Genomic DNA, 15583 nt, shown 5'->3' on the forward strand with positions numbered 1-15583 from the left:
CGTGAAGTCAAAAAAATAGCATGCTAGAAATGACTTCTAGCATGCTATTTGTAAAGGCTAAATCCATTATTGAAAGTTATTCACTGGCAAGTAAAGCTGCTAATTTTCTTCTTAGTAGCTTATTTGCTCCATTACGTGGCAGTGTATCGATTATTTTAATTTGTTTGGGAACTTTATATTTAGCCAGTTTCTTTTCACAGTATTGCTTTAAGTTTTCCATCGTGACCGCTTCCTTTAAAACAACAAATGCTATAGGAACTTGTCCCCATGTTTCATCTTCAATGCCACATACACCCGCTTCCTGAATAGCTGGATGTGCCAATAGCACATTTTCAATCTCTGCTGGATAAATATTTTCACCACCAGAAATAATTAAATCTGCCCGACGATCCACTACAAACAAGTAACCTTCCTCATCCATATAGCCAATGTCTCCCGTGTGAAGCCAGCCCTCCTCAGTTGCGCTTTTCTCGGCAAAACGACCTATGTAACCAGGCGTTACGTGGGGACCTCGAATACATATTTCCCCTTCACCTTGTGCATTGGGTGCTGAAATTTTTATTTGGTTAAAAAACATTGGCTTACCTGCTGAGCCAATCTTTGTCATAGCATCTTCACTTGCCAATGTAGCCGTTTGTGACGAGGTTTCTGTCATACCATATGTTTGAGCTACTGCTAAATGCAATGCACTTGCTCGCTCTAGATAATCCACTGGTACAGGACCACCACCGGCTAGCATCAATTTAAAACGCGGTGACGCCTGCGCCTTATTTAACTCAAGGGTATTTAAAATGCGTTCTAATGTTACAGCGACCACTGACATATGGGTGACATCACCATCCATAATATTTTGCGTGATCGCCTCTACGTTAAAATGCTCATATAGTTGTACTTTATTGCCGTATAACAATGAACGAACTAAAATGGAAAAACCACTTATATGGAATAATGGCACTGCACACAACCAAACATCATCGGCTTGTAAACCTATGTTTAGAACAGAGGCTGTAGCACTTGCCTGATGATTGCCAACTGTTTGACGAACCCCCTTTGGGAAGCCTGTCGTACCAGACGTATACATAATGGATGTTGTTTGATTGAGTGACCATTCTTTTGCAATATCAACATATTGCTCTTTACCATTTTCTATTGTCGTAAATTCATGATAGTGTACGGATGACGGTAATTTTTCTACATCCTCATCTGCAACTAGCACAATCGTTGCTTGTGAATCTTCTAATTGATATGCGATTTCTGCTTGAGACAGCCTGCGATTAAGCATCACCATTTCACATTGCAAATGCATACAAGCATACATCATAACGACCAGTGCAGGCGTACTCGGACCCATAATAGCGATACGATGCCCTTGCTGCACCCCAAGTGCTGTTAATTGTCGAGCTCGTTTTAAGGATAGCTCATTTACTTGTTGAAAGGTCCAAGTTTGTCCTTCATATGTGAGAGCGCTACGTAATGGTGTGATAGACGCACGCTGTAAAATCCAGTTTGGATACATTGTTTGCTTCCTCCAATCATTACACTGATATGGTACTGCTTCAGCCTGATATAGACAGAAAAAGAGGCTGTTACATAACTAAAAAAATTTAAGGAACAGAGGAAAGGTGTTCATCAATTTTTGCTATATGGCGAACTTCGCTATGGCTCCTGCTCAGAACGTACACCGTAAGACGCGGGCATTCTGCGTGGTAGCGAAGGTTGGGCTTACGGTGCTAAGCGGAAAGCACCGCTGAAGCGGACAACAACGGCGCAGTAAAAAAGTGTTAGATTGACTACCATCAATCTAACACCTTTTCTCTTTTATCCCAGCTTTTTCTAATATTCCGAATCAAGGGAATCTTGGGAATTGACCAAAGTCTGGTTGACGTTTTTCTTTAAATGCGTCACGACCTTCTTTTGCTTCATCAGTAGTGTAGTAAAGAAGTGTAGCATCGCCTGCCATTTGTTGAAGACCAGCTAAGCCGTCTGTATCAGCATTCATAGCTGCTTTTAAGAAGCGTAGAGCTGTTGGAGACATTTGTAGCATTTCTTCACACCATTGCACTGTTTCGTCTTCTAATTGTTCATAAGGAACAACTGTATTGACTAAGCCCATATCAAGCGCTTGCTGAGCATCGTATTGACGGCAAAGATACCAAATTTCACGCGCCTTTTTATGACCGATAATACGTGCAAGATAGCCTGAACCATAACCAGCATCAAATGAACCAACTTTAGGACCAGTTTGTCCGAAACGAGCATTGTCTGCTGCAATTGTAAGGTCACATACAACATGTAATACGTGTCCTCCACCGATAGCATAACCAGCAACCATCGCTACAACTGGTTTTGGAATAACACGGATTAAACGTTGTAAATCAAGAACGTTTAAACGTGGGATTTCATCTTCCCCTACATAGCCACCATGGCCGCGTACCTTTTGGTCTCCACCTGAGCAAAAGGCTTTTTCGCCTTCACCTGTTAAAATAATAACACCGACATTTTTGTCATCGCGAGCACGAGAAAATGCATCAATCATTTCCATAACTGTTTTTGGTCGAAATGCATTGCGCACTTCTGGACGGTTAATCGTCACTTTAGCGATACCGTTATAAAACTCATACTTAATATCTTCGTAAGTATGTAATGTAGTCCATTGACGTGACATTGAAATACCTCCTAATTATAAAATTCGCCTCATTACTGCTAAGAGGTGCTAACGTAAAAAACATTACGTTAAATACTCCTTTACTATTGTAGCAAATTCAGCTGGATTTTCCACATGAATTGCATGTCCAGCGTCATTTACTGACATATGCTTTCCATTTTTTAATAACGCTTTCATTTCCAATGCGATATTACAAAATTTAACATCTAATGAACCCGTTATTAATAGTACAGGCAATTCTAATTGAGTTAAATTATCCCAGTTTGATAGTTGCATGCCTGTTCCAATTCCTCGTAAACTGCCTGCCAAGCCCTTTTCACTTTAGGTAAATCGTTCTGCTCGAACTGCTTGTTTTACATTTTTAGCTAAACGCTTCTGCGATTCAAATAGCACAATATTTTCCCACGAATTAACAAAGGACTGTAAACCATTCGTTGTTATTTTCTCCGCTAACGCATTATCACGCTCGCATCGCTCCATACGCTCTTTTGCAGTTCGCAAACCAGGAGAAGCACTTTCTAACAGCAACTTGCTGACACGTTGAGGGTAAGCAATCGTATAAGATAGTGCAACACGTCCACCCATTGAATAACCGAGCAATGCAAAAGTTTCTAATTGTAACTGACAAAATATTTCCTCTAAATCACGCAATTGTTCAGCCATCGTGAAGCGACTTACTTGCTCCGGTACGGCTGTTTGACCATGGCCAATTAAATCAATCGCCACAACTCGCACATGTGGAAGATCCTTTGCTAAATTTCGCCATGTAGCAGTACTACCTGTAAAGCCATGCAGGGCAACTAGTGTTTGCCCCGCTTCTTCATTCCATATATCCACATGTGTCTCAAGCCCACGAATCATTAGCTTTGCCATGCTTTTAACCCTGCATTAATACGATTCCAAAGCGCGCGGTGTGCATAGACATTTTCTTCACGGTTTGTAAAAATCTCAATTAATCGTAACGGATTTTTTCTCAACGTGTTAAATTTCGGCACTAACTGTGCAATATCCTCAACACAAATGTAGTCCATATTGTACATATGAGCAATGTCTTGGAATTCAAGTGCAGTTGGTGTACCAAATAAATCTTCATAATGAGCCTCTACCGTAGATTGCGGTAAATATGAGAAAATACCACCACCATCGTTATTCATGACAATAATGGTCATATTACATGCTTGATAGCGTGACGCAATTAGGCCATTGACATCATGTAAAAAAGCTAGGTCTCCGATAAGCAAATAGGTTTCACGGTTATTTCCTTGGCTTAAGCCCATTGCCGTTGATACGACCCCATCAATGCCATTAGCGCCACGATTCGCAAAAATTCGAATATCTTTTGATGTTGCCATTAAAAACGTATCGATATCACGAATGGGCATGCTACTGCTAACAAAAATATCACTGCCATTTGGAATGATTTCAAGTAAACGACTTACCATAGCACCTTCGTCAATTGCGCCTTCTGTATAATGCTCAATATACTCAAGTGCAATATCATTCGCATCTTGCCATTCCGCTAAATATGCCGCCTCTAGCGCAGTTTCAGCAAGGTCTAATTGTACGAGCCATTCGCCAATGCTTGCATGCAGAAAATGAGTGGACACCCCTGTTGAATCACGGAACATCGGATCTTCATCGACAACAATATAAGCTTTGGGCTGCGACTTTGTAATAAATTGCATCATAAATTTCGATACAGGCTGTGCTCCTAAGCGCAGAACTGTTTCAGGTTCTACCAGCGCTTTGAAATCATCGTTTTTCATAATGGCATCATAGGTTGTCATAACATATGGCAAACAATCATTTGGCACGGAAGTTCGCATATTCGATAGACTCTCCACAATGATAGGCCATTTTAATTGGCGCACAAACTCCCACATAATGGTTAAATCTGTCCCGAGCGGAAGCTCCCCAACAACAACAAATCCTTTTTTAGTGTTTCGTAAAATAGAAGCCAGTTCTACTTGTGCAGCTTTCGGTGGCGTTAACTGTCCAATATGGCTTTGCTTAAACGTAACAGTTGGAAGCTCCTCTCGAAAATCAATGAGCAACGGTTCACGGAACGGTACGTTAAGATGTACTGGTCCAAATGGTGCACTTGTTGCAATAGCTACTGCACGTGCAATATGACGTTCAATAAATGGCAATGTCGGTGCAGCACCATCCGCTAGCGGAAAATCTACACTCCACTTTACATGTGCTCCGTATAAATTCGTCTGATTAATTGCTTGTGGTGCACCTACTTCACGTAATTCATGTGGACGATCGGCTGTTATAACAATTAGTGGTACTCTTGCATAACTTGCCTCCACAATCGCAGGATAATAGTTTGCCGCCGCAGTACCAGATGTACATAACAAAACGACAGGCTTAGTAGTCGCCTTAGCAATGCCTAGCGCAAAAAATGCAGCAGCTCGCTCATCTACTTGACGGTACATCGTCAATTGCTTTGTTGAGGCAAAAGCATAAGCTAGTGGCGTCGACCGTGACCCTGGGCTTACAACAACATGTTGGACACCTGCTTGTACTAATGATGCAACCATTTTATAAACATAATCAGTCAATATTTTCCGTTCACTCATGTACTTGTCCTCCTAACGCTCGAAGCATTGGACGGAATTTCACTAATGTTTCCTCATATTCAGATTGTGGCTCTGAATCAGCTACAATACCGCCACCTGCATATAAATAAGCTTTATCTTTTAGTAGAGCTGCTGAACGAATCGCAACTGCGAATTCTCCGTTACCCTCCGCATCTAACCAGCCAATAGGTGCAGCATAAAGACCACGGTTCATTGGCTCGTATTTACGTATAGCAATCATTGCCTCTTTTCTTGGCACACCGCCCAAAGCGGGTGTTGGATGCAAATGCTTCGTCAATTGCAAAATGGTTGCTTCGTTATTTAGCTGACCTTCAACAGGTGTAAATAAATGTTGGATGTCTCTAATTTTTAGTAAGCGTGGTCCATCAGGTATTTTCATTTCAACACAATTTTTTCGGAACGTTTCCGCAATCATATCGACTACATATTGATGTTCACCACCATTTTTCGGATCATTTAATAAGCTTTGTCCAAAAGCTTCATCTTCCTCCGCCGTTTTACCTCGTTGAATAGATCCTGCAACACATGATGAGTAGGCACGACCATTTTCAACCTTTACAAGACGCTCAGGAGATGCGCCGAAAAATAATAAATCTTGCCACTCCAACCCAAACAAATAACTTTCAGGCTGTTCGTGAATAATTTGAGCTAATACTTGAGGTGAAGTTACTTGCTCCTTAAATTGCAGCGCAAGGGAACGTGCAATGACAACCTTATCCGCTTTTTTTGCTTTAATTAATGCTGTGACCTGATCAATTGATGCTAAATAAGGATCCTTATAAGGCTCGAAATAATTTGTGATTTCAGGCTTCGCATACATTTTCACTTCTTTTACTTGAGCAGCATGGATTAAATGATTTCGTTCTTTACGCAACGCCTCTAATTGTCCATCTGCCTCAGCAGCACTTGCGATAAGGTGAATGCTTACATAGGCTTTATCATCACGTAAAACAAGCTGATACGTTGCTAAGGCAAAATAAGCCTCTGGAAAGTCAGTCCACTCCCCATCTACATTATTTTGCGGATCGAATGTAAAACCACCAAACAAAATTGGTTGTAGTTCAGCCTGACCTTTTACGCAATTTTTCGTTAAGCGCTTCCACTCTGCTTCTACAGCATCAAAGCGGTTATTTTTTTCGTTATTTTGAATTGTGTGAGCGTGTCCTAGCCCAACCAATGTCATTGTTTTTTCTCTATTTTGCCAATAAAATCGTTCACCTTTATAACGCTCCTCGCCCGCTGCAAAAAATGCAAGAGCCGATAAGCGACTTACTTCGATTGTTTCCATATAAAAATGAAGGTTTTGGCCCAAAGAGTCCACTTCTAGTTCTGTGGCTTGGTACCACTTCTGTTGCATGAAAATTACCTCCGTTATTGCAATGTACATATCAATGATGTTTTCGCGTTATGGTACGTGTTGCGTTGTCCTGCACATACATAACTTCCTACGTCTGTCGCTTTGATGTCACACACAAATCCCTCTGTGACATCCGTCTTTAGCATTACTTGTTCCGCTAAAATAGCCGTCCTATACGTTTGACGGCTCTGTTCTTTCTACTGCTTAATTTATATTCCCATCTCTCAAATGCATGTACTATTGTATCATTTTTTTAAACATAACAGTATGTAATAAGCTGTGAACCTATCCAATTTCTCTTTCTTCGTATAAAATAAGAAGAGTCTACAATAGTTGAAGGAGAGAAAGACCTTATGACCAAAGTCATTGAAGCTGATAGGGGTTTTAAAGTTTGGTGGCATTTAACACGTCCACATACTTTAACCGCTTCATTTGTTCCAGTATTTTTAGGAACAGCGATTGCGCTAGCAATTGAAAAAGAAACCATTCATTTTGGACTATTTTTTGCAATGTTAATTGCAAGTATGCTGATTCAAGCAGCAACAAATATGTTCAACGAATATTATGATTACAAGTTAGGATTAGATAATGAACATTCTGTCGGCATTGGTGGCACGATTGTGCGCCACGGTGTTCAACCGAAAACGATTATGCTCATTGCCCTAAGCTTTTATGCACTAGCCATGCTACTTGGCATTTATATTTGTGCCTCCACTTCTTGGTGGCTTGCTGTAGTTGGACTAGTATGTATGCTTATAGGTTTTCTATATACAGGAGAGCCGTACCCTATCGCATATTCACCTTTTGGAGAGCTTGTTTCAGGCGCAGTCATGGGGATGGGTATTGTCTTAATTGCCTTTTACATTCAAACACTTACAGTTACATTAGATGCGGTATTACTTTCTGTTCCGAGTATGATTTTAGTTGGCGCCATTATGCTTTCTAATAATATTCGTGACATCGTTGGCGATACAGAAGGTGGACGTAAAACACTGGCCATTTTAGTAGGACGCGACCGTGCTATTTCTGTATTATCTGGCTTTTTCATCGTTTCGTACCTTTGGGTTATCGCATTAGTAGCCATTGATGGGATTACTTTTTGGGCGCTTATCATTTTCCTAAGTGTACCGAAGCCACTCCGAGCAGTCCAAATTTTCCGCGATAAAAAAGAAGCCAAAGAAGTAATGCCCGCGATGAAATTTACAGCGCAAACAAATACATTCTTCGGTTTCCTATTAGCAATTGGTTTATTAGTAAATCATTTCTTTTATTAATAGGGTTAGTTAATTGCAACGGAGGCAGCGACTTCAACGAGAACAACATAAAACGTTAAACGTGGCGCCTCACATGCAAGTAGAAAATTGCAACCAACGGTGTGCGTTTGCCAATAGCAGAAATAACTTCGTAGCGATTTTTACTCTGTTGACACGCTAAAGCAGCAACTTTATTTAGTTGCTGCTTTTTTTAAATATTGTTTGAAATTATTATGCGCAATTCCACGAACTTCTTCATCTGAAAAATGCTCACGTAACATCTCTAATAAATTTTGCGCCTCACCTGCATGTGCAAGACCTTTGATTGTCATATCTATTCCGTCAAAATCAGAACCTACCCCAAGATGCTCCATGCCAACGACACTTGCCAGATGCTTTATATGCTCAATTAAATCATCCATTGTTGCATTGTCGCCAATAAAATGTGGGTAGTAAACTAGATGAATATGCCCCCCATGCTCAACAAGCGCCTTAGCCTGTTGATCTGTTAAATTACGCGGATGGTCACAAATTGCACGTGCATTGCTATGGCTAGCAATAATATGCTTTGCTAGCGGCAGTACATCCCAAAATCCTTGCTCATTTAAATGGGCAACATCAATGATAATATCCCGCTCATTTAGCAGATTAACAACTTCCTTACCAAATGGCTTTAAACCGAGGCTAGCATCTTGCTCAGCACCATAGGCTACAGCATTCTCTTCATTCCATGTAAGACCTACTAACATAACACCTGCATCCAAAATTGCGGAAAGCTTTGTCAAATCCTCGCCAATTGCACTACAGCCCTCTAAACTTAAAATAGCACCAATTTCATGAGGTGCTAACGTATCGAGTTGTGACCATTCCGTAATATGCACCATGCCCTCTGTTTGTAATACTTGTGTATGAAAGGCTTCAATTTGGCGCATAACCTCTAAAAATTGCATACTTTGAGGTATTTCAGGGTCAATAAAAATGGCAAATACTTGTGCTTTGACTTGCCCTAGTTGCAGTCTTTCTTTATTAGCATGTAATCGGCTATCATTACTAAATTTTGGTTCTTCCAATGTCGTTAACTTTAATAAAACATCACAATGTAAATCAATTATTTCCATGTCAATCACCTCATACAGTTATTATACTGTTTAAGGGAAGAAATGCTCTTATTTTTTACATTTTATCTGATGGTGTATCAGACGAACCAAATTCCTCAAGCTCTTCGAAATCATCAGATTTTGGTAAAGAGGATAATACATCTTCTTCTACTGGTCGCAGTAATTCGTCTCTTTGCTCAGCATGCTCTACACATGTCAATGCATGTGGCATAGCCTCTAAAAGGCCTAACGGAATTTCTTCGCCACATATAGCGCACTTACCATATGTGCCATCTTCTATTGCTTGCAGCGCATGCTCGATTTCTTCAGCATGGTCACTGCGATGTTCATCAATGGCCATCTCCGTAAGTTGGTCTGTTAAATCACTCGCATTATCGGCTGGATGGTTATCATAATTTGAGAGCTCTGTTGCCTGCGGTCGCTCTGATTCTTCTAGCTGCTTCTCTAGTTCTTGTAATTCCTGCTGTAATTGGTTTTTAAACTTTTCGATCATTTGTTGTTTCAAAAAAATCTCCTCCTCATACTTTCATTTTTTCCTAAATATCTATTTCTAAAACATCTGTATGAGAAGGATTCCATTAGTTTTGTGTGTATTCTCTAATTACATCATGGAGAAATTGAGTAGCACCTTCTGACACATGTTGATCGTAATAAGCCGTAAAACGTTCATCTGCTATATACATTTGTGCTAAACCAGCATGTGCTTCCTTTGTATATTGCGGCCACGAAAAGCTCAGCCAACGCTTATGCAGTTCTGCCACTTCCATGGCGACATCATGTTTCACGTCGCCTATAGCCATTGCCTCTTTTAATCGTTCAAATAGTTGCTGTTCGAGTTGCTGCATTGCCTTATATTGTTCCTCTGATAAATTCTTAAACTTCGCATTCGATGCATCGACCTTTTCATGGCCGTAGTTTGCACGAATTTCTTTACCGTATTGTTTTTCATTTTCTTCAATCAGCAATTCTTTAAAGCCTTCAAATTTCTCTTCGTTTGTCATTGGTTGTTCCTCCTCAATCGATTGAATGGTTTGTTCCACTGTTTTTAATAATTGATCTAGCTGTTTTTTTCGTTGTAATAAAGCATCACGATGTGTTTTTAATGCCGCTTTATGTTGAAAATCAGGTGCATGAATAATGTTGTGAATGGTTTCAAGCTTCATATCTAACGCTTTATAAAACAAAATTTGCTGAAGAATATCGACTTCTTGTTGCCCATAAAAGCGATACCCTGCTTCATTTGTTCTTGCCGGCTTTAGTAAATCAATTTCATCATAATACCGCAACGTTCTCGTACTTACTCCTGACAATTTAGCAAGCTGTAAAATGGTATACTCCATTGCTTTCACCTCCATATTTATACTGTAAACCTTTCCGCAGCGTTAAGGTCAAGGGGATATTTATATAAGTCTGCCGTAAGGGAAAAATAAAAAGATCTGTGTCCACTTCACCCAGGAACAGATCTTAGAAGTTGCTTATAATATTTGGTTAACTTTTTAGAGTAGCTCAGTACAGTTAGGTTAATCCCCCGCACTTAGATAATATTGATACTTATTCGTATCTATTTTATGTCTTAATTTTTTTTGAAAAAATTGTTGGTTACTCGCTGTAATTGGAAATAACCCGATAACCGGATGAATATTTGAAAGATGCAATATTTCTCTATATTCCTCTATTGAAATGTCAGTTAGTATTTCCTCACCTACTACGGTGTCTTCATTAATTGGCGTCCACATTATCATTCTTTCGATGTTCTCTTCATTGATATAAAATGGAGAAACCATTTCTTCTACAAATAAATTGTTTTCCCGAGCAAATTGTAATGGTTCCTCTTGATAATTATTTGTTCCAATAAACATATAATAGTCATCTCCAAAATGCACAAAAAAATCTATAGTTATGAAATGACAATATATGAAACCTCTTAATACCATTTTAGAAATAAGAGGGATTTGATCAATCGATACTTCTTGATCATCTTTTAATTGAAAATTGTCTAATTTTTCATCATACAATTGATTATACAGAGCACAATTACTATCTACATCAATATAAGTCATGTTAATCATTGTTAATGATTTTATATGATTGACCTCTAAAAACTTCATGATTGTATTAATATAGGCTGTTTCGACCTTTAAATATTTTTCTAATGTAAAAGTTTCACCATTAATTGTCTTCCCAATGTGAGCTGGGCTTGTCCATTCCAATTTCGTGTAATGCCCTTCATTATTTCTGAAGTCAGGATTATATTTCGTTATCCTCCATTGATATTTTATGTGATTATTCACTTTTATCACCTCTTCCTTTATCATAAACTGTACAAATACCCCAGTTTTGTTCACATTCTTTAGAAGAAAATGCTATAGAATCTAAGCTAGCTTCTTTAGAACGCATCCTATGAGAAATATTGATAATAACAAGAAGATAGGATAAAAGTATCTAATTTCTATTAAACCTCCTAACTAATTAAATGTATGAAAATTCCGTTAATTTAAAAGTTAAGCCTACATCTTGTAAACACATATATTTTAATTCCTACTAAAAGCTAAATATTGAGATATTCCGTATATAAGTAAAAATATTTTATAAAATGGATAAATAATTTGCAAGAATTAATATAAAAAAGCATCTCAGTATCCAAGATGCTCACCTTTCCTATTTAGCATACTTCCCATGCCACACTATATTTCTGTAGTTTTCTACGTCTGTGTCTCCCTCTGTACTAACAAACAATATCTTTGACTTTGGATTGAGCTGTAAAGCGACCTTTAAATCATAGTAATCCTTATTTGTCATTAATTCATAAAAACATCCAAATGGCGCTGCTCCTGATTCTCCTGCAACAATACGATTATCCGCTCCAAGTGGATTTCCCAAGACACGCATACCCGTTGCAGCTACTCTCTCACTACAACTAATACTTACCTTTGTATATGTTTTTAAAATATCCCAAGCGATAGGATTAGGCTCCCCACATGCTAAGCCAGCCATAATGGTTTGCATTTCTCCACCGACAGTAACAAACTGTCCAGTACCTCGGTTAAAACTCTCATAGAAGCAATTAGCTGCATCAGGTTCAATTAAAACAAATGTTAGTTGTTGTCCATAATATTGTTGTAAAAAAGCGACAATAGCTCCTGCAAATGAACCTACACCTGCCTGTAAAAATACATGGGTCGGTGCTTCTTGCAGATGGTCAACAATCTCTTTTGCCAATGTTGTATAGCCTTGCATAATCCATAATGGAATCTCTTCGTACCCTTCCCACATTGTATCCTGTATCACTATCCAGCCATTATCCTCTGCAAGCTGTGAGGTATACCTTACCGTTTCATCATAATTCATTGAAGTGATTTCTGCATATGCGCCCTCATTTTTAATATTTTGCAAGCGCTCTTCCGCACTACCAGCAGGCATATAAATTCGCGCCTTACAGCCAAGTTCCCTTGCTGCCCAAGCAACCCCGCGCCCATGATTGCCATCTGTCGTTGAAATAAAGGTACAGTCGCCTAATTTTTCTTTCACTTCAGGTAGTTTTAATTGTTCAAAAGACAATTCATCAATATTTTGATCTAGCAATTTCGCAACATATTTGCCAATCGCATAAATACCACCTAACACCTTAAACGCATTTAAACCAAAGCGATAGGATTCATCTTTAACAAAAATCTTACTGACCCCGAGATGCATTGCTAAAGCATCTAAATCATGTATAGGTGTTTTTTCAAAATTTTCATATGTATGATGGAATCTTTCCACACAATTAACCTGTTCTACTGTAAAATTTTGCAGTAAATCTTTACATTGTTGTAAGTTCTCTTGCAAAAGATATTGCCGATTATACACCCATCTTAAATTTTCGCTCATTCGTATGATCCCCCTTTATAATTGCTTATACCTATATTACCTAATATTGCTATTAAAGAGAATCATCATTGTATTCATAAATAGACAATGGGAAACGATGCACTCTCAATTTTTCAATCTAGCAAAAAAAACGCAGTAAATGTGTAATCACATTTACTGCGTTTTAGTATGACCCCTACGGGATTCGAACCCGTGTTACCGCCGTGAAAGGGCGGTGTCTTAACCACTTGACCAAAGGGCCAATGGCGGAGAAGGAGGGATTTGAACCCTCGCGCCGGTTACCCGACCTACACCCTTAGCAGGGGCGCCTCTTCAGCCTCTTGAGTACTTCCCCATAAATAAAAAAATGGCTCCGAAGGCAGGACTCGAACCTGCGACAACCTGATTAACAGTCAGGTGCTACTACCAACTGAGCTACTTCGGAATAATGGTGGTAAATGGACTCGAACCATCGACCTCACGCTTATCAGGCGTGCGCTCTAACCAGCTGAGCTATAGGCCCATTGGAGCGGGTGATGGGAATCGAACCCACGACATCAGCTTGGAAGGCTGAGGTTTTACCATTAAACTACACCCGCGTATATGATGGGTCAGGACGGAATCGAACCGCCGACACTTAGAGCTTCAATCTAATGCTCTACCAACTGAGCTACTGACCCATATACTTTTACTGAACCTATTTTAAAATGGCGGTCCCGACCGGGATCGAACCGGCGATCTCCTGCGTGACAGGCAGGCATGTTAACCGCTACACCACGGGACCACTTGGTTGCGGGGGCTGGATTTGAACCAACGACCTTCGGGTTATGAGCCCGACGAGCTACCACTGCTCCACCCCGCGATAATATGTTTATTCACTTCGAGTTTTTTGTACACCATTTACTAAAATTAAAACTGGAGGAGGTAGAGGGATTCGAACCCCCGCGCGGTGTTACCCGCCTGTCGGTTTTCAAGACCGATCCCTTCAGCCAGACTTGGGTATACCTCCGTACTATTATATAAATGGTGGACCTTGCAGGACTCGAACCTGCGACCGGACGGTTATGAGCCGTCTGCTCTAACCAACTGAGCTAAAGGTCCTTTAAGATGGCGGCAGAGGGGATCGAACCCCCGACCTTACGGGTATGAACCGTACGCTCTAGCCAGCTGAGCTACGCCGCCAGGATCTTTATACTGGTTATAAATTATGGTGGAGCCTAGCGGGATCGAACCGCTGACCTCCTGCGTGCAAGGCAGGCGCTCTCCCAGCTGAGCTACCATAAATTACAGATTTTTGGAAATGGTCGGGAAGACAGGATTCGAACCTGCGACCCCTTGGTCCCAAACCAAGTGCTCTACCAAGCTGAGCTACTTCCCGTTCATTTATTGGCGCGCCCGGCAGGAGTCGAACCCACAACCTTCTGATCCGTAGTCAGACGCTCTATCCAATTGAGCTACGGGCGCTTGATAAAAAATGGTGCCGAGGGGAATCGAACCGGCACGGTAGTCACCTACCGCAGGATTTTAAGTCCTGTGCGTCTGCCAGTTCCGCCACCCCGGCACATTTGGAGCGGAAGACGAGGTTCGAACTCGCGACCCCCACCTTGGCAAGGTGGTGTTCTACCACTGAACTACTTCCGCATGTGCATAAGATTATTTATCCTGGCAATTATATAAATTCAAATAAAATGGTGCGGGTGAAGGGAGTCGAACCCCCACGCCTCGCGGCGCTAGATCCTAAGTCTAGTGCGTCTGCCAATTCCGCCACACCCGCATTTTATTGTTGGCAATTAAAAATGGTGAGCCATGAAGGACTCGAACCTTCGACCCTCTGATTAAAAGTCAGATGCTCTACCAACTGAGCTAATGGCTCAAAAAATGGTGCCGGCTATAGGAATCGAACCCACGACCTACTGATTACAAGTCAGTTGCTCTACCTGCTGAGCTAAACCGGCATATGGTGGAGGATGACGGGCTCGAACCGCCGACCCTCTGCTTGTAAGGCAGATGCTCTCCCAGCTGAGCTAATCCTCCTGGGTATTATGCCTAGCGACGTCCTACTCTCACAGGGGAAGCCCCAACTACCATCGGCGCTAAAGAGCTTAACTTCCGTGTTCGGTATGGGAACGGGTGTGACCTCTTTGCCATCATCACTAGACTATATTTCGACTTTCAATACAAAGTATTACTGCATTAGCTTTATGCGTTCGGTCAGTTGCGTACTAGAGTAAGCTTCTTCCTTCTCTCAACCGCTTTTGCGAATAGCTTTTATCTCGAAACTCTTATGTATTTCGTTTTGAAGTTGTTTACCTGTCCTTCAAGACAAGAATTATTGTATAACGTTTATCTAGAGAATGCAACACTTTTTTATAAAAAAAAGAAATTATTACTTTTTAAAGATATTTTTGTTATGTGAGAGAATTTATCGCTCTGCTAACCATTATAGCAATTGTTTTTCCAAAAGAAAACATTTTATTTACACAAATCAATAAAATAGTTAAATTGTCGACAAAGAGATGTATATTTTTAACGAACGCTACTACTGTTTCTTTAATGGTGTGCTCGTTTGCATCGCTATGGAAGAGGTAGCTTTTACGCCTTTGCAACAATAAAATTATAGATGGCTTTTGCAGTTATCACTTAAAGCCCATGCTTACGTCAAGAAGCAATTTATTAGAACAAAGAAGCCTTTAATTTTTACAGGAAGTGATTTATCAGAAAAATTAAAGGCTTTT

The 15583-nt window shown here is 40.2% G+C and carries 10 protein-coding genes, 18 tRNA genes, 1 rRNA gene and 1 pseudogene; 1 reads left to right on the top strand and 29 read right to left on the bottom strand.

All coding sequences use genetic code 11. The features are described from left to right. Positions 1-76: 76 nt before the first annotated feature. The 5 genes and pseudogenes from LO754_RS18000 to LO754_RS18020 form a co-directional block, all read right to left on the bottom strand. A complete protein-coding gene (locus LO754_RS18000) occupies positions 77-1516 on the bottom strand; it encodes an o-succinylbenzoate--CoA ligase (protein WP_231784952.1) in 1440 nt (479 codons plus the stop codon). A 330-nt stretch (positions 1517-1846) separates the two neighbouring features. Next, the gene (gene menB / locus LO754_RS18005; protein ID WP_024363692.1) at positions 1847-2665 is read right to left on the bottom strand and encodes a 1,4-dihydroxy-2-naphthoyl-CoA synthase; all 819 of its coding nucleotides are present in this window, start codon (positions 2663-2665) and stop codon (positions 1847-1849) included. Between the two features lie 63 nt (positions 2666-2728). After that, positions 2729-3538, bottom strand: a pseudogene (menH, locus tag LO754_RS18010) (2-succinyl-6-hydroxy-2,4-cyclohexadiene-1-carboxylate synthase). Then, complete coding sequence (gene menD / locus LO754_RS18015; protein ID WP_231784953.1) at positions 3526-5250, bottom strand: 2-succinyl-5-enolpyruvyl-6-hydroxy-3-cyclohexene-1-carboxylic-acid synthase; 1725 nt, start codon at positions 5248-5250, stop codon at positions 3526-3528. Before menD ends, menH begins: the two are co-directional and overlap by 13 nt. Continuing rightward, a complete protein-coding gene (locus LO754_RS18020; protein WP_024363689.1) occupies positions 5243-6628 on the bottom strand; it encodes an isochorismate synthase in 1386 nt (461 codons plus the stop codon). The genes menD and LO754_RS18020 overlap by 8 nt, the downstream gene beginning before the upstream one ends. A gap of 353 nt (positions 6629-6981) precedes the next feature. Between LO754_RS18020 and LO754_RS18025 the strand changes: the two genes are divergently transcribed. Then, positions 6982-7902: a 1,4-dihydroxy-2-naphthoate polyprenyltransferase gene (locus LO754_RS18025; protein WP_231784954.1), complete on the top strand. Its 921-nt coding sequence runs from the start codon at positions 6982-6984 to the stop codon at positions 7900-7902. Positions 7903-8072: 170 nt separating this feature from the next. Here LO754_RS18025 and LO754_RS18030 read toward each other — a convergent pair whose 3' ends face one another. The 24 genes from LO754_RS18030 to rrf all read right to left on the bottom strand — a co-directional run bounded on the left by LO754_RS18030 (position 8073) and on the right by rrf (position 15006). Next, a complete protein-coding gene (locus LO754_RS18030) occupies positions 8073-8999 on the bottom strand; it encodes a dipeptidase (RefSeq protein WP_231784955.1) in 927 nt (308 codons plus the stop codon). 55 nt (positions 9000-9054) lie between these two features. Then, positions 9055-9492, bottom strand: a complete 438-nt coding sequence (locus LO754_RS18035; protein WP_435892075.1) for a TraR/DksA C4-type zinc finger protein — start codon at positions 9490-9492, stop codon at positions 9055-9057. Between the two features lie 85 nt (positions 9493-9577). Further along, the gene (locus LO754_RS18040; protein ID WP_024363685.1) at positions 9578-10339 is read right to left on the bottom strand and encodes a MerR family transcriptional regulator; all 762 of its coding nucleotides are present in this window, start codon (positions 10337-10339) and stop codon (positions 9578-9580) included. Positions 10340-10519: 180 nt separating this feature from the next. Further along, complete coding sequence (locus LO754_RS18045) at positions 10520-11290, bottom strand: DUF7683 domain-containing protein (RefSeq protein WP_231784957.1); 771 nt, start codon at positions 11288-11290, stop codon at positions 10520-10522. A 367-nt stretch (positions 11291-11657) separates the two neighbouring features. Continuing rightward, a complete protein-coding gene (gene dpaL, locus LO754_RS18050; RefSeq protein ID WP_231784958.1) occupies positions 11658-12869 on the bottom strand; it encodes a diaminopropionate ammonia-lyase in 1212 nt (403 codons plus the stop codon). A gap of 169 nt (positions 12870-13038) precedes the next feature. Beyond that, positions 13039-13110: transfer RNA gene (locus tag LO754_RS18055), tRNA-Glu, on the bottom strand. A 2-nt stretch (positions 13111-13112) separates the two neighbouring features. Beyond that, positions 13113-13203 (bottom strand) — tRNA-Ser (locus tag LO754_RS18060). A gap of 13 nt (positions 13204-13216) precedes the next feature. Beyond that, positions 13217-13293: transfer RNA gene (locus LO754_RS18065), tRNA-Asn, on the bottom strand. A 4-nt stretch (positions 13294-13297) separates the two neighbouring features. Then, a tRNA-Ile gene (locus tag LO754_RS18070) sits at positions 13298-13371 on the bottom strand. A 2-nt stretch (positions 13372-13373) separates the two neighbouring features. Beyond that, positions 13374-13447 (bottom strand) — tRNA-Gly (locus LO754_RS18075). An 8-nt stretch (positions 13448-13455) separates the two neighbouring features. Continuing rightward, a tRNA-Phe gene (locus LO754_RS18080) sits at positions 13456-13528 on the bottom strand. Positions 13529-13556: 28 nt separating this feature from the next. Next, a tRNA-Asp gene (locus tag LO754_RS18085) sits at positions 13557-13632 on the bottom strand. A 3-nt stretch (positions 13633-13635) separates the two neighbouring features. Further along, positions 13636-13710: transfer RNA gene (locus LO754_RS18090), tRNA-Met, on the bottom strand. Between the two features lie 54 nt (positions 13711-13764). Next, a tRNA-Ser gene (locus tag LO754_RS18095) sits at positions 13765-13857 on the bottom strand. Positions 13858-13872: 15 nt separating this feature from the next. Continuing rightward, a tRNA-Ile gene (locus LO754_RS18100) sits at positions 13873-13949 on the bottom strand. 7 nt (positions 13950-13956) lie between these two features. After that, positions 13957-14030: transfer RNA gene (locus tag LO754_RS18105), tRNA-Met, on the bottom strand. A gap of 119 nt (positions 14031-14149) precedes the next feature. Next, positions 14150-14226: transfer RNA gene (locus tag LO754_RS18110), tRNA-Pro, on the bottom strand. Between the two features lie 9 nt (positions 14227-14235). Continuing rightward, positions 14236-14312, bottom strand: a tRNA-Arg gene (locus LO754_RS18115). Positions 14313-14414: 102 nt separating this feature from the next. Beyond that, positions 14415-14489 (bottom strand) — tRNA-Gly (locus LO754_RS18120). 48 nt (positions 14490-14537) lie between these two features. After that, positions 14538-14622: transfer RNA gene (locus LO754_RS18125), tRNA-Leu, on the bottom strand. Positions 14623-14645: 23 nt separating this feature from the next. Further along, a tRNA-Lys gene (locus tag LO754_RS18130) sits at positions 14646-14721 on the bottom strand. A gap of 6 nt (positions 14722-14727) precedes the next feature. Then, positions 14728-14803, bottom strand: a tRNA-Thr gene (locus LO754_RS18135). A gap of 3 nt (positions 14804-14806) precedes the next feature. Further along, positions 14807-14882 (bottom strand) — tRNA-Val (locus tag LO754_RS18140). Between the two features lie 10 nt (positions 14883-14892). Continuing rightward, positions 14893-15006, bottom strand: a 5S ribosomal RNA gene (gene rrf, locus LO754_RS18145). Positions 15007-15583: the final 577 nt, after the last annotated feature.

The organism is Lysinibacillus sp. GJ-1 (assembly GCF_021166035.1).
In the GTDB taxonomy this organism is placed as follows: domain Bacteria; phylum Bacillota; class Bacilli; order Bacillales_A; family Planococcaceae; genus Lysinibacillus; species Lysinibacillus sphaericus.